General features: G+C 37.4%; 12 protein-coding genes. All 12 read left to right on the top strand.

Annotation, left to right across the window (positions count from 1 at the left end):
- Nucleotides 1-14: 14 nt before the first annotated feature.
- The gene (locus G6O73_RS07210) at nt 15-935 is read left to right on the top strand and encodes a helix-turn-helix domain-containing protein (protein ID WP_057886449.1); all 921 of its coding nucleotides are present in this window, start codon (nt 15-17) and stop codon (nt 933-935) included.
- Nucleotides 936-952: 17 nt separating this feature from the next.
- Nucleotides 953-1540 carry a CDP-diacylglycerol--glycerol-3-phosphate 3-phosphatidyltransferase gene (gene pgsA, locus G6O73_RS07205; protein ID WP_057886363.1) on the top strand — a complete coding sequence of 196 codons (588 nt, stop codon included), beginning with the start codon at nt 953-955 and terminating at the stop codon, nt 1538-1540.
- Between the two features lie 153 nt (nt 1541-1693).
- Entirely contained in the window at nt 1694-2938 is a 1245-nt protein-coding gene (locus G6O73_RS07200; protein ID WP_057886362.1) for a competence/damage-inducible protein A, read from the top strand.
- An 88-nt stretch (nt 2939-3026) separates the two neighbouring features.
- Nucleotides 3027-4085, top strand: coding sequence for a recombinase RecA (gene recA, locus G6O73_RS07195; protein WP_057886361.1), 1059 nt, complete (start codon nt 3027-3029; stop codon nt 4083-4085).
- A 261-nt stretch (nt 4086-4346) separates the two neighbouring features.
- Nucleotides 4347-5915, top strand: a complete 1569-nt coding sequence (gene rny / locus G6O73_RS07190) for a ribonuclease Y (RefSeq protein WP_057886360.1) — start codon at nt 4347-4349, stop codon at nt 5913-5915.
- A 210-nt stretch (nt 5916-6125) separates the two neighbouring features.
- The gene (locus G6O73_RS07185) at nt 6126-6926 is read left to right on the top strand and encodes a TIGR00282 family metallophosphoesterase (protein ID WP_057886359.1); all 801 of its coding nucleotides are present in this window, start codon (nt 6126-6128) and stop codon (nt 6924-6926) included.
- A 12-nt stretch (nt 6927-6938) separates the two neighbouring features.
- Nucleotides 6939-9539 carry a DNA mismatch repair protein MutS gene (mutS, locus tag G6O73_RS07180; protein WP_057886358.1) on the top strand — a complete coding sequence of 867 codons (2601 nt, stop codon included), beginning with the start codon at nt 6939-6941 and terminating at the stop codon, nt 9537-9539.
- A 19-nt stretch (nt 9540-9558) separates the two neighbouring features.
- Nucleotides 9559-11511: a DNA mismatch repair endonuclease MutL gene (mutL, locus tag G6O73_RS07175; RefSeq protein WP_057886357.1), complete on the top strand. Its 1953-nt coding sequence runs from the start codon at nt 9559-9561 to the stop codon at nt 11509-11511.
- Between the two features lie 23 nt (nt 11512-11534).
- Nucleotides 11535-12140, top strand: a complete 606-nt coding sequence (gene ruvA, locus G6O73_RS07170) for a Holliday junction branch migration protein RuvA (protein ID WP_057886356.1) — start codon at nt 11535-11537, stop codon at nt 12138-12140.
- 22 nt (nt 12141-12162) lie between these two features.
- Entirely contained in the window at nt 12163-13182 is a 1020-nt protein-coding gene (gene ruvB / locus G6O73_RS07165) for a Holliday junction branch migration DNA helicase RuvB (protein ID WP_057886355.1), read from the top strand.
- 18 nt (nt 13183-13200) lie between these two features.
- On the top strand, nt 13201-14244 hold the full coding sequence (gene queA, locus G6O73_RS07160; protein WP_057886354.1) for a tRNA preQ1(34) S-adenosylmethionine ribosyltransferase-isomerase QueA: 1044 nt from the start codon (nt 13201-13203) through the stop codon (nt 14242-14244).
- 18 nt (nt 14245-14262) lie between these two features.
- Complete coding sequence (gene tgt, locus G6O73_RS07155; protein WP_057886353.1) at nt 14263-15408, top strand: tRNA guanosine(34) transglycosylase Tgt; 1146 nt, start codon at nt 14263-14265, stop codon at nt 15406-15408.
- The last annotated feature ends 64 nt before the right edge of the window (nt 15409-15472 follow it).

Raw genomic sequence — 15472 nt, 5'->3', positions numbered from 1 at the left:
AGAGTTATTTTAAAATGAGTGAAATAGGAAAAACATTAAAAGCTGCACGAATTGAAAAAGGTTATACCTTAGATGATTTGCAGCAGATTACTAAAATTCAAAAGAGATACTTAATTGCAATTGAAGAAGAAAAATTTGCGGATTTGCCAGGAGAATTTTACGTTAAAGCTTTTATTAAACAGTATGCTGAAACGGTTGGTTTAGATTCTTCTTCATTAACAGCTCAGTTATTCTCGGTTACAAGTACACCGTCGTCAGACCCGGAAACTGCAAGTAGTGAAGAACCACATTCAAGAGTTGAAGCTACTCGCCAAAGTATTCAAAAAACTGATCGTTTTAATCGCTTTTTCAATTTATTGCCAACAATTATCATTGTTGCAGTTGTAGTGATTATATTAGGGTCGATATATGCTGTTGCTTGGAATAATCATCGTAAAAATTCAAGTACACAACAAATTCAAAGCAGTTCGAAGGTTTCAGTTTCTTCTAGTTCAACCAAAAAAGCAGCCTCAAAAACCACTAGCAGTAAAACTAGCTCAACAACTAAGTCGAGTTCAGCTAAAGCGAAAAGCAGTTCTAAGAAAAGTACTGCTAAAAGTAAATCAACAAAAACTAAATTCAATTTAACTAGCAATTCTGGTTCATCTTTTGTCTATCAAATGAAAGGTGTTAGTGAGTTTAAACAAGTCAAGTTAAGTATTGATGGTTCGAAAGCCTGGAGTGAGATATCTGCCGGTGGAACGCAACAATGGCAAGGAACATTGAGTACTGGTGAAGGGCATACCGTGACCTTGCCTAGTGGCACCTCACAGTTAGTAATTCAACTGGGTAATTCAAAAGCTACATCCCTGACTATTAATGGTAAAAAATTTGATTTTCTGAAGGATAATGATAGCTTGACGGTTCGAACAATCACGATTACTTCAGCTGAATAGTTCGAAAGGAGATTTTCATGAATTTACCCAATAAGTTAACTGTGTTGCGGATTTTTCTGATTCCCGTTTTCATGGTAGTGTTATTAGCACCTTTAAATTGGGGTAGTATCACAACGGGGGGAACAGTTGTACCATGGACACAGATTGTCGGAGCAATTATTTTTGCTGTTGCTTCAATTACTGATTTTGCTGATGGTCAAATTGCACGACGTCAGCATTTGGTTACTAATTTTGGCAAGTTTGCAGATCCTTTGGCAGATAAAATGTTAGTAATGACCGCGTTTATTATTTTAGTATCTTTAGGTAAGGTTCCAGCTTGGGTAGCAGCAATTATTGTTTGTCGTGAGCTTGCAGTTACAGGCTTGAGACTAATTGTTGTTGAAAATGATGGTGAAGTAATCGCGGCGGCTATGCCCGGTAAAATTAAAACGATGACACAAATGCTATCAATTATTTTTCTTTTTTTGAATGACGTTTTCTTTGCAGCAGTCAATATTCCGATTGGTGAGATATTATTATACATTTGTTTGTTTTTTACGGTCTACTCAGGAATTGATTATTTTGTTAATAGTCGCTCTGTTTTTGCAGACTCATTTGAAAAATAGAATTAGTACTTTTAAAAGGACTGTTACAAAGAGAAATTTTGTACAGTTTTTTTTTATGAACTGAGAAAATGAGCTGAAAATAATTTTTTGAATTATTCTTAGTTGAAAAAATGCTTTTAAGAATTAAAACGTATTTAAATTTGGAGGAAAAAAATGAATGCAGAAATTATAGCAGTAGGTAGCGAAATTCTTCTGGGACAAATTGTTAATACAAATGCGCAATTTGTTGCTAAAAGACTAGCAAATATGGGAATTAATCTGTATCATCAATCAGTCGTTGGTGATAATCCCCAACGACTAACAATTGCAATTAAAGAAGCAGCTGAACGCAGTGATTTAGTAATCTTATTAGGTGGGTTAGGACCAACAGTTGATGACTTGACAAAACAAACAGCTGCAAAGTTTTTGAATGAAAAATTAATTATTGATCAAGCTGCATTGACCAAAATTGAACAGTCCTTTGCCGAAACACAACGAAAGATGACCGAGAATAATCGTTTGCAGGCATTATACATTGCGGGATCAGTAGCTTTACCAAATGAAACCGGGTTTGCGGTTGGAGATTTTTATCGAAATTCGAATGGAAGTGACTTTTTATTATTGCCAGGACCACCGAGTGAATTAAAACCAATGTTTGTCCACCAAGCACAACCCTTATTAGAACAAACATATTTTTCACAACAAAAGCTTGCCTCAAGAGTTATGCGCTTTTTTGGAATTGGTGAGTCGTTGTTGGCCGCTAAGCTAACTGATCTGATTGAACAGCAAACAAATCCAACCTTGGCAACATATGCGAAAGAAAATGAGGTAACCTTACGATTAACGGCTAATGCAGCCTCCGAGTCAGCGGCTCAAGCAAAACTTGACCAATTAGAAAAAATTATCCAACAACGAGTAGGTGAATTTTGTTATGGGTATGGAGATGACAATAGTTTACCGCAAGTAGTGGTTAATTTGCTCAAAGAAAAGAATTTAACTGTAACAGCTGCTGAAAGTTTGACGGCTGGTAAATTTCAAGCAACTTTAGCTGATGTTCCAGGCGTTTCTGAAGTTTTTCCAGGCGGATTTGTTACTTACTCTAATCATGCAAAAAGTCAATTATTAAAAATTCCTGCTGAAAAGATTCAAAAAGCTGGTGCAGTTAGCAGTCTGACAGCTGCTGCAATGGCAAAACAAGCCCAACAGATTTTGAATACAGATATCGGAATTTCATTTACTGGCGTTGCGGGGCCCGACGAACTTGAAGGTCAACCAGCTGGAACTGTTTGGATTGGGCTAGCCCTAAAAGATCGTCCAACACAGACTAAATTATTTCATTTTTCAAAGACTAGGCCGTATATTAGAGAAAGGACGGTTTTATCCGGACTTGACTGGATTCGTCGTGAACTGTTAAAATAAAGCGAACAAAAGTTCGTTTTATTTTGAATTAATTAGAAGAAGTTTTAGAAACAAAAGGAGCTATTAATTTAGCTGAGGAGGAATTAATTTGGCAGATGAAAGAAAAGCAGCGCTGGATGCAGCTTTAAAAAAAATCGAGAAAAATTTTGGTAAAGGTTCAATCATGCGCATGGGTGATAAAGCAGACACTAAAATTTCAACTGTTTCAAGTGGTTCATTAGCACTTGATGAAGCGCTGGGAGTGGGAGGTTATCCGCGTGGCCGAATTGTTGAAGTTTATGGACCTGAAAGTTCTGGAAAAACAACAGTTGCTTTGCATGCAGTAGCGGAAATTCAAAAAATGGGTGGTGTAGCAGCCTATATTGATGCTGAAAATGCTTTAGATCCAGCTTATGCCACCAAGCTTGGAGTAAATATTGATGAGCTTTTATTATCTCAGCCGGATACTGGTGAACAAGGATTGGAAATTGCCGATGCGTTAGTTTCTTCGGGAGCAATCGATATTGTGGTAGTTGACTCAGTTGCAGCTTTAGTGCCGCGAGCTGAAATCGAAGGAGAAATGGGTGATGCTCATGTTGGGTTACAAGCTCGTTTAATGTCACAAGCTCTACGGAAACTATCAGGTACAATTAATAAAACCAAAACAATTGCAATTTTTATTAACCAAATTCGTGAAAAAGTTGGAGTAATGTTTGGTAATCCAGAAACAACACCTGGTGGGCGAGCGCTAAAATTTTATGCGACTATTCGATTAGAAGTTAGACGAGCAGAACAGATAAAAAATGGCACAGATATCATTGGCAATCGAGTACGGATCAAAGTTGTTAAAAATAAAGTTGCTCCACCCTTTAAACGCGCGGAAGTCGATATTATGTACGGTGAGGGTATTTCTAAAACTGGTGAATTACTAGACATGGCAGTTGAAAAGGACTTGGTCAATAAAAGTGGTTCATGGTATTCGTATGGTGATGAACGAATTGGTCAGGGACGTGAAAATGCTAAAGAGTATTTAAAGAGCCATCCAGATGCAATGGTTGAATTGACTAAGAAAGTTCGTCAGGCGTATGGCATTGATCCAACAGAGTCAGATACTGAGGCTGTCGATAATGAACAAGTAGATCTTGATTTAGAAAATAAAAGTGAATAGAAGATGACAATTAAGTTCATGTTAACTGCAGATCTTACAAGTTTCCGACGTTAACTGGGAGTAGTTGATAAAAAGGAACAATTTTTTAAATTGTTCCTTTTTTTGAGCAAAGTTAAAAGATTTTTAGTTGACCAGGTTAAATTTGTTTATATTGACATCTTAGCGATAAAAAACGTAAAATAACATTGTATGCATAATTAAACATCATAAGTAATGATTATGTTTGCTTTAATCATTTATTGACGGTGTGGAGGTGAGAATTTGAGTTCAACAATATTGCTTGACCTCGTCATCGCTCTAGTAACTTTGGGGATTGGATTTGCTTTTGGTATAGTTTTTCGTAAAAAAAACTACGAAAAAACACTCGATGCGGCAACGCAGACAGCGGCAGGAATTTTAGCTGGTGCTAAAAAGGATGCTGCAGCGCAAAAAAGAGAAGCTATTTTAGAAGCTAAGGATGAAAGTCATCGTTATCGCAGCGAAATCGAAAGCGAGCTGAAAGAAAGACGCGCAGAAATTCAAAGACAAGAAAATCGTTTATTGCAGCGTGAGGAAAATCTGGATCGGAAGGATACTTCACTCGAGCAACGTGAACAAGGACTTGTTAAAAAAGAAAACCAAATTGAGCACGTTCAAAAAGAGCTTGAGAAGCACCAACTTGAAGTTGATTCGTTAGTCAATCAGCAACAAACTGAATTGGAACGAATTGCAGCCTTGACGAAGGAACAAGCACAAGAAAGAATCATGTCAGAAGCCAAAGAAGCTGTTAATCATGAAATGGCTCTGATGATCAAAGAAAAAGAAGAAACAGCGAAGGAACAAGCGGATCAAGTTGCTAAAAGTTTAATCGCTCAAGCGATTGAACGTAGTGCAGCTGATACGGTTTCAGAAACAACAGTTTCGGTTGTTTCATTGCCTAATGATGAAATGAAAGGTCGAATAATTGGTCGTGAAGGACGCAATATTCGTACTCTGGAGACTTTAACAGGAATTGATTTGATTATTGATGATACTCCAGAAGCTGTTGTTTTAAGTGGGTTTGATCCAATTAGGCGAGAAATTGCTAAATCAGCTTTGGAAAAATTAATTCAAGATGGTCGAATTCACCCAGCCAGAATTGAAGAAATGGTTGAAAAATCAACTAAGGCGATGGATGCTAAAATTCGACAAACTGGTGAAGAAGCTATTTTTGAATTAGGATTGCATTCAATGCATCCCGATTTGATTAAAACGATTGGTCGACTTAAGTATCGAACAAGTTATGGTCAAAATGTCTTAGATCATTCAATTGAAGTTGCTAAAATTGCTGGTGTTTTGGCCAGTGAATTAGGTGAAGATTCTAATTTGGCAAAACGGGCAGGTTTATTGCATGATATCGGCAAAGCAATCGATCATGAAGTTGATGGGTCACATGTCCAAATTGGTGTTGAATTAACAAAGAAATATCATGAAAGTGATGTCGTAATTAATACAATTGCTTCTCATCATGGTGACGTTGAAGCTAAATATACGATTGCTGTTTTGGTTGCAGCTTCAGATGCAATTTCAGCTGCTAGACCAGGTGCCCGCAGTGAGTCGCTGGAAAATTATATTCATCGTTTGGAAAAATTGGAAAAAATTACTAATGGATTTGATGGTGTTAAAAAGAGCTATGCGATTCAAGCTGGACGTGAAATTCGCGTGATTGTTAAACCAAATGAAGTTAATGATTTAGAATCAGTTGTTTTGGCTCGTGATATTAAAAATAAAATTGAAGATGAACTTGAGTACCCTGGGCATATTAAAGTGACAGTTATTCGAGAAACGCGTGCAATTGAGTATGCTAAGTAATAAATTTAACAATTAGCAGTTTTTATATTTTTTAAGTTGAAGGACTGGTGGCAAAATGTTTGCCGTCAGTCTTTTAATTATGTTGTTAATTTTATTAAAATCATCAATAAAACAAGTTTTGCAAATGGATTAATTGATGTCAGGGAAATTTCGCATCGATTAAATAAAAATGCTAGAATAAAGTTTAGGTAGTTAGAAAAGGAGAAAAATATGCGAATTTTGTTTGTTGGGGACGTTGTTGGAAATGCTGGTCAAGAAATGATTGCAACGTACCTTCCACAGCTCAAGCAAAAGTATCATCCACAAGTAACGATTGTCAATGGAGAAAATGCTACACGAGGGCGCGGAATTGACCAGATGGTTTACAAACATTTGTTACAGCAGGGTGCTGACGTTGTTTCAATGGGGAACCATACCTGGGATAATCCGGCAATCGAAAATTTTATTCAGGATGCTCCTCGTCTGATTCGTCCAGCTAATTTTTCTGCTGGACAAGTTCCGGGGCAAGGTTTTACCTTGGTGAAGGTCAATACCATTGAAGTAGCTGTAATTAATCTTCAAGGAAGAGTTTTTATGAATCCATCAGATGATCCGTTTGCAGTTGCTGAGGATTTGCTAACGAGGATAAAGAAAAGGACTAAAGTAATAATTGTCGATTTTCATGCGGAAACTACTAGTGAAAAAGAAGCTTTTGCATGGTGTTTTGATGGTCAGGTATCGGCGGTACTCGGGACTCATACCCATGTTCAAACAAATGACGCTCGTATTTTGCCTGACGGGACTGCTTTTTTGAGTGATGTTGGAATGACTGGCCCATATGATGGTATTTTAGGAATGCAACGTGAAAATGTTATTAAACGTTTTATAAATCAGATGCCAACTCGTTTTGAAGTTGCAGAAGATGGACGTAAGACATTGGGTGCGTGTGTTATTGAGTTAAATGATACTACAGGTAAGGCAACAAAAATTCAAGCAGTTCAAATTAATCCAGATCATCCGTTTATTTCTTAAAGGAGAATTTTTATGCCGCAAAAAACTAAAAAAACACCCATGATGGATCAATATTTAAAAATAAAAGCCCAATACCCAGATGCCTTTTTATTTTACCGGTTAGGTGATTTTTATGAAATGTTTTTTGATGATGCCATTAAGGGTGCACAAATTTTAGAGCTAACATTAACTAATCGCAATAAAAATGCTGCTGAGAAAATTCCAATGTGTGGTGTACCACATCATGCAGCGCAAAATTATATTGATACATTAGTTGATCAAGGATATAAAGTTGCCATTTGTGAACAAATGGAAGATCCAAAACTAGCCAAGGGAATGGTTAAGCGTGAAGTAATTCAAGTGGTTACCCCTGGTACGATGACTGATAATGGGGCTAAAGAAGCTAAGGATAACAATTATTTAACAGCGATTCATCAAGCAGATGATCATTTTGGTTTTGCGTATGTTGATTTATCAACCGGTGAGCTTAAAACAGCAATTTTGGAGGGCCCGGAGATTCTCTTGAATGAGTTATTGAGTTTGCGAACGAAAGAAATTGTAATTGATGATTCGCTTTCGCAAAAAATATTGGATTATTTAGCTCCTTTAAAAATTATGTTTTCAAAACAAATTGAAACGGCAGCTAGTGCTGAAGTTAGCTATGCTCTACAAGATGTTACCTCATCTTTAGAGCAGGCAGTTTTAAAACACTTATTAGCTTATTTACTTCGAACGCAAAAAAGAAGTTTAGGTCATTTACAAAAAGCAGTTCATTATGAGCCATCAGATTATTTGAAAATTGATCATTATTCAAAAAGAAATTTAGAATTGTTGCAAAATAGTCGAACTGGTAAAAAAAGTGGTACTTTATTATGGCTCTTGGATCAAACCAAAACTGCTATGGGTGGTAGACTGTTAAAGCAGTGGTTAGAACGTCCATTACTTTCAATTAAAAAGATTGAATTAAGACAGCAACAAGTAAAACTTTTATTAGATCATTTTTTTGAGCGCAGTGAACTAGCTGATGAGTTGACTAGTGTTTATGATTTAGAACGCTTAGCGGGGAGAGTAGCCTTAGGGACGGTCAACGGTCGTGACTTATTGCAGTTAAAACAATCTCTACAACAAGTTCCTAAAATTCGTTATTTGTTGCAGCAAATTGATGATGGTAGTTTTAAAGATTTGCTTCAACAGCTTGACCCAGTGGCGGAAGTTGTTGATTTGATTGAGCAGGCGATTGTTGACGATCCCCCTATCTCGATTACGGATGGAAATTTGATTAAACTGGGCTTTGACCAAGAACTTGATGGATATAAGGATGCAATGAAGAATGGTAAACATTGGTTAGCTAAGTTGGAGGCTGATGAACGCCAAGCAACCGGAATCAATAATCTAAAAATTGGATTTAATCGAGTATTTGGTTATTATATTGAAGTTTCTAAGGCAAATTTAGCTAAGCTTCCAGTTAAACGCTATCAACGTAAGCAAACTCTAACCAATGCTGAACGCTTTATTACGCCAGAACTAAAAGAAAAAGAAACTTTGATTTTGGGTGCCGAGACTAAAGCTGTTGCGTTGGAATACCAATTATTTGTTAATTTACGTGATCAGATTAAAGATTACATCAAACGTTTGCAGGAGCTGGCTGCAGCTGTTTCGGCTCTGGATGTCTTACAAAGTTTTGCTGCTGTTAGTGAACAGCAACATTTTGTTTTGCCTAAACTGACTAAGAAACACCAGATTGATCTCACTGCTGGTTGGCATCCGGTTGTCCAAGAGGTTATGGGTGAACAAAGCTATATTCCTAATGATATTAAAATGCCAGAAAAATTAAATATTTTTTTAATTACTGGTCCTAATATGTCGGGGAAGAGTACCTATATGCGTCAATTAGCTCAGACTGTTGTTTTAGCTCAGATTGGCTGCTTTGTGCCAGCCAAAAAGGCAACTTTACCAGTTTTTGACCAGATCTTTACACGAATTGGTGCGGCGGATGATTTGATTGCTGGCCAATCAACTTTTATGGTCGAAATGAAAGAAGCTAATGAGGCACTGATGCATGCTACTCGCAATAGTTTGATTTTGTTTGATGAAATTGGCCGTGGGACGGCTACTTATGATGGCATGGCTTTAGCTCAAGCTATTATTGAATATGTGCATAATGAACTGCATGCCAAAACTTTATTTTCGACCCATTATCATGAACTAACCTCTTTGGAACAAGAGTTACCAGAATTAGCTAATGTCCATGTAGGCGCAGTTGAAAAAAATGGTAAGTTAACCTTTTTACATCGTGTTGAATCAGGGCCAGCAGATAAATCTTATGGGATCCATGTGGCTCGTTTAGCTGGCATGCCTGAAAGCCTTTTGCAACGTGCTGATGTATTGTTGAAAAAGCTCGAATTAACAGCTAAAAAGACTGAAAAAATTAAAAAGAGTTCACCTCAAATAAAAGAGAAATCTTCAACTAAAATAGACCAGCAATTATCCTTGTTTGTTCCAGAAACGGTTACCCCGAGCAGTCAGCAGCAACGAGTAGTTGAAGAGTTAAGTCAGACAGAATTAATTTCATTAACACCTTTAGCGGCTTTAAATTTATTGTCAAAATGGCAACAAGAATTACGAAAAAAATAGACTTGGAGGTTAAACTTGGATGACTAAAATTAAAGAATTGCCAGCAATTTTGGCCGATCAGATTGCAGCTGGCGAGGTAGTTGAACGGCCGGCTTCGGTAGTTAAAGAATTAGTTGAAAATGCAATTGATGCAGGTAGCACCCAAATCTCAATCACCGTTAAAGAGGCGGGACTTGCCTTAATCCAAGTAACCGATAATGGTCAAGGAATTGTAGCCGATGAGGTTAAATTGGCTTTTAGAAGGCACTCGACAAGCAAGTTAACTGATCGACATGATCTTTTTCGAATTAAAACACTTGGTTTTCGTGGTGAAGCTTTGCCAAGTATTGCTTCTGTTGCCGAAGTAGTTTTAGCTACAGCGGCAGTTGATGGTCAAGGAACTCAAGTTAGCATTCGTGGTGGGAAAGTCTTAGAGCAAAAGATGATTGCCCGTCCACAAGGAACCCAAGTTCAAGTTAAAGCACTTTTTTTCAATACCCCGGCTCGGCTAAAGTATTTAAAAAGTCCACAAACTGAATTAGCAGTTATTAGTGATATTGTTAATCGTTTGTCACTAAGCCATCCAGAGATTGCTTTTACTTTCAAAAATAATGAACGAGTTTTGTTAGAAACAGCCGGAAATCGAAATTTACGACAAACAATTAGTGCAATTTATGGAATAAAAAATGCCCGCCAAATGCTAGAAATTAAAAATGAGAGTTTGGATTTTAAAGTTAGCGGTTTTGTTTCTCTTCCCAAATTAACTCGAGCAACAAAAAATTATATTAGTCTTTTGTTAAATGGACGCTATATTCGCAATTATCAATTAACTAACGCGGTGATTAAAGGTTATGGTTCTAAATTAATGGTTGGACGTTACCCGATTGCAGTCATTGACCTTGAGTTGGATCCAGTCTTAGTTGATGTGAATGTTCATCCAACCAAACAAGAGGTTCGAATTAGCAAAGAAGATCAGTTATCTCAGTTGATAACTCAAACAATTTATGACAGAATTTATCAAGAAAATTTAATTCCTGAGGCACTTGACAACCTCAGTAGCAATAAGCGTCAGTCTTTGGACTTTAAGCAGTTGAATAATCGTTTGAATGAAAGTTCTCAACCTTATCAGCATGTTTTGCCCAATACTGAAGCAACGGTTAAGAAAACGGAAAATTTTGCCCAAGCAGTTCCTGAACCTGACGAAAAAAAAGTAGCAAGTAATGTTCAGCCAGAAGTTTATATTATTAAACAACGTAATGAGCTAGCACAAAAACTTAATACTTGGGATCAAAAATATGTTAGAATTACCAAACCGAAATCTGAATCACTATCCAAAAATGAAAGTTTAAGTAATATTTCAGAAAAATTATCGGCTCCCCAGATGCGTTTTCCGACATTGAATTATTTGGGCCAACTTCATGGCACTTACTTATTGGCTGAAGCCGATAACGGTTTTTATTTAATTGATCAGCATGCCGCACAGGAACGATGTAAATATGAAAAATTTCGTGTGACAATTGGTAATGTGGCAGCTGCTCAGCAAGAGTTATTGGTACCATTAGTTTTGGATTATCCAACAAGTGACGCGCTTTTAATTAGGGCAAATTTGGATAAATTAGCTGCGGTAGATATTCACCTAGAGGATTTCGGCCAGAATAGTTTTATTGTTCACCGGCATCCTACTTGGTTTGAAGCCGGCAAAGAGGAATCGATTATTCGAGAATTAATTGATGCACTTTTACGTGACGGTAAAATTTCAATCACAGCTTTTCGAGAACAAACCGCGATCATGATGAGTTGTAAATTGTCAATTAAAGCTAATCATCACTTGGATGATCAGCAAGCAAAGGCCTTATTAGAACAACTGGCTAAATGTGAGAATCCCTTTAACTGTCCACATGGAAGACCAACTTTGGTGCATTTTTCTAATAAAGACTTGGAAAAAATGTTCAAGCGAATTCAAGATTCACATCAGAGTTTAAAAGATCAGTAATAATTGAGGTGGAGGAGCAAAAAATGTATGAGTATTTAACAGGGATGATTGCTGCTGTGACCCCGTCATATATCGTAGTGGATGTTGGCGGTGTTGGTTATTTAGTCTATGCAGCTAATCCTTTTCGATTTAGTAATGGCCAGCAGGCAAAAGTTTTTGTTTATCAAGCGGTTCGTGATAATGATATTTCTTTATATGGTTTCACAACCCAGACAGAAAAAAATCTATTTGTCAAATTATTAAATGTTTCTGGTATTGGACCTAAGAGTGCTTTAGCAATTCTAGCAACTAATGATCTTCAGGGGTTGGTTAAGGCAATCCAAAATAACAGCATTACTTATTTAACCAAGTTCCCTGGGGTGGGGAAAAAGACAGCTCAACAGATTGTGCTTGATTTAAAAGATAAGTTAGCCCAAGTTGGAACCGATAATTTGTTGGTAACCGAAACAATTTCAAACAATACCAATTCAACTGAAAACGGACTTTTAGAAGAAGCCTTAGCTGCCTTGAGTGCCTTAGGTTATACTAGAAATGAGATTAAAAAAATTAAACCGCAGCTTGAAAAAGCAACTGCTAACACCACTGATGAGTATTTAAGATTAGGTTTGAAGCTTTTGATGAAGAATTAATTTTTATGTAGGAGGTGAATTAATGTCAGAAAAAGAACGGATTGTTTCCAGCGATCCAATGGATGATGAAAAAAATGGGGTGGACTTTTCTTTACGCCCCCAAAACCTCGAACAATATATCGGACAAACAGCAATTAAACAGGAATTGTCGGTTTACATTCAAGCTGCTCAACAGCGTCAAGAGGCGCTTGATCATGTTCTACTATATGGCCCCCCCGGCTTGGGAAAAACAACTTTAGCCTTAGTGATTGCTAATGAGTTACAAGTTAACATTAGAACAACTAGTGGCCCAGCAATTGAACGCCCTGGTGATCTTGTTGCTTTATTAAATGAACTTGAAGCAGGAGATGTTTTGTTTATTGATGAAATTCACCGCCTGCCGAAAGTTGTTGAAGAAGTTTTGTATTCAGCAATGGAGGACTTTTTCGTTGATATTGTGATCGGTCAGGGACCAACAGCTCATCCAGTTCACTTTACGTTACCACCTTTTACGTTGATTGGTGCTACTACGAGAGCAGGACTTCTATCGGGTCCTTTGCGGGATCGTTTTGGAATTGTGGCTCATATGCGATTTTACACAGTTGCTGAATTAGAAACTATTGTTAAACGGACTGCTGATCTACTGCAGACTAAGATTACTGATCAAGGTGCTTTTGAAATTGCTCGCCGCTCACGAGGAACGCCAAGGATTGCTAATCGTTTGCTAAAGCGGGTTCGCGACTTTGCTGAGGTTGGTCAGCAAACAGAAATTGATGATAATTTAGCAATCCAATCACTTAAAATGTTACAAATTGATGATGCTGGTTTGGATGAAACCGACCGGAACTTGTTGAAAACAATGATTAAGTATTATAATGGTGGGCCAGTCGGTGTGAACACTTTAGCTGCTAATATCGGTGAAGAAGTTGAGACATTAACTGATATGGTTGAACCCTTTTTACTGCAGCTAGGATTAGTGAAACGAACACCACGTGGACGAGTGGCAACACCAGCAGCTTATCAACATTTAGGCTTACCATATCTTGATAGAGAAAATAAATAAATAAAGAGGTTGAAGATTTTGAGTGAAGAACATTTAACGACTGAGGATTTTGATTATGATTTACCACAAGAACTAATTGCTCAAACACCATTAAAGGAACGTGATCATTCACGAATGTTGATTTTGAATAGTAAGACTGGTGAATACCAAGATGATGTTTTTTATCATGTGATTGATCAACTTAATCCCGGGGATGCACTGGTAATGAATGATTCACGAGTTATGCCAGCACGTCTTTACGGTGTTAAGCCTGATACTGGCGGTCATTTGGAAGTGTTATTGTTGAATAATACTGAAGGTGATAATTGGGAAACTCTAATTAAGCCGGCTCGTCGTGCTAAGGTAGGAACTAGAATTATTTTTGGTGATGGCAAATTAAGTGCGGTTGTTACTGAAGAACTTGAACATGGTGGGCGAATGATTCGATTTGAATATCAAGGTATTTTTATGGAAATTTTAGACCAATTAGGTGAAATGCCATTACCACCATACATTAAGCAAAAACTTGACGATCCTGAAATGTATCAGACAGTTTATTCTCGAGAAATTGGTTCAGCTGCCGCTCCGACTGCTGGTTTGCATTTTACCAAAGAATTACTCCAAAAAATCGCTGCTAAGGGCGTTCATTTAGTCTATTTGACATTACATGTTGGTTTAGGAACTTTTCGACCAGTTAGTGTTTCAAATATTAAAGAGCATCATATGCACAGCGAGTTCTACCGCTTAAGCGAAGATGCTGCTCAGACTTTGAATGATGTCCGTAAAAACGGTGGCAAAATTGTGGCAACTGGGACAACCTCAATTCGAACACTGGAAACAATTGGGACAAAATTCAATGGTGAAATCCGGGCTGATAGTGGTTGGACAGATATTTTTATTTATCCTGGTTACGAGTGGAAAGTGGTTCAAGCATTCATTACTAATTTCCATTTACCCAAATCAACTTTGGTAATGCTAGTTGCATCGTTTACTGGTCGTGATAACATTTTGAATGCATATCGTCATGCGGTTAAAGAACACTACCGTTTCTTCAGCTTTGGCGATGCCATGTTTATTAAATAATTAGATAGGAGAATTTGGATGACTGAACCAGCAATCAAATACCATTTGCTCAAAAAAGAATCTCATACGGCAGCTCGTTTGGGTAAATTGCAAACACCGCATGGAACATTCCCAACGCCGATGTTTATGCCTGTTGGAACACAAGCAACGGTGAAAACTCTGACACCGGAAGAACTTGAATCAATGGGTGCTGGAGTGATTCTATCAAATACTTATCATCTATGGTTGCGACCTGGAGAAAAGATTGTTGAAGAAGCCGGTGGATTGCATCATTTTATGAACTGGCCCAAGGGAATTTTAACTGATTCGGGTGGGTTTCAAGTCTTCTCTTTGGCTAAGATTAGGGACATTACTGAAGAGGGCGTTCATTTTCGCAGCCATTTGAGTGGTGAAAAATTATTTTTGTCACCAGAAAAAGCAATTCAAATTCAAAATGCCTTAGGTTCGGATATTATGATGAGTTTTGATGAATGTCCGCCATTTTTTGAAAGTTATGATTATATCAAAAGCTCAATTGAAAGGACTACTCGCTGGGCTGAACGTGGATTGAGGGCCCATCAGAATCCCGAAAAACAAGGGCTTTTTGGGATTGTTCAAGGTGGGGGACATCTTGATTTGCGGCGCCAAAGTGCTCGTGATTTAGTCTCCTTGGACTTTCCTGGATACTCAATTGGTGGTTTATCTGTCGGGGAAAGTAAGGTGGAGATGAATCATGTCTTAGAAAATACGACACCATTATTGCCTGAAAATAAACCCCGCTATTTAATGGGGGTCGGTTCACCGGATGCCTTAATTGACGGAGTAATTCGCGGTGTTGATATGTTTGACTGTGTTTTACCAACTAGAATCGCACGTAATGGAACCTGTATGACTTCACATGGACGTTTAGTAGTTAAAAATGCTAAATATGCGCACGATTTTACGCCATTGGATGAAAATTGTAATTGTTATGTTTGTCAGAATTACACTCGGGCTTATTTGCGACATTTGTTTAAAGCAGATGAAATTTTGGGACCGCGTTTGGCTAGCTATCACAATCTATACTTTTTATTAAATTTAATGAAGCAAATTCGCCAAGCAATCGAAAATGATAATTTATTAGATTTTCGGGCTGAATTCTTTGAAAATTATGGCTTGAATCAAAAAAATCCCCGAAACTTTTAATTAATTCAGTTAAAAACTGGTACTAGTGATAAATCTTTGATAGAGTTATAATTAACAGAATATA

It is taken from the genome of Liquorilactobacillus nagelii DSM 13675 (assembly GCF_019444005.1).
GTDB lineage: Bacteria > Bacillota > Bacilli > Lactobacillales > Lactobacillaceae > Liquorilactobacillus > Liquorilactobacillus nagelii.
This window is presented reverse-complemented; position numbering and strand designations above follow the sequence as displayed.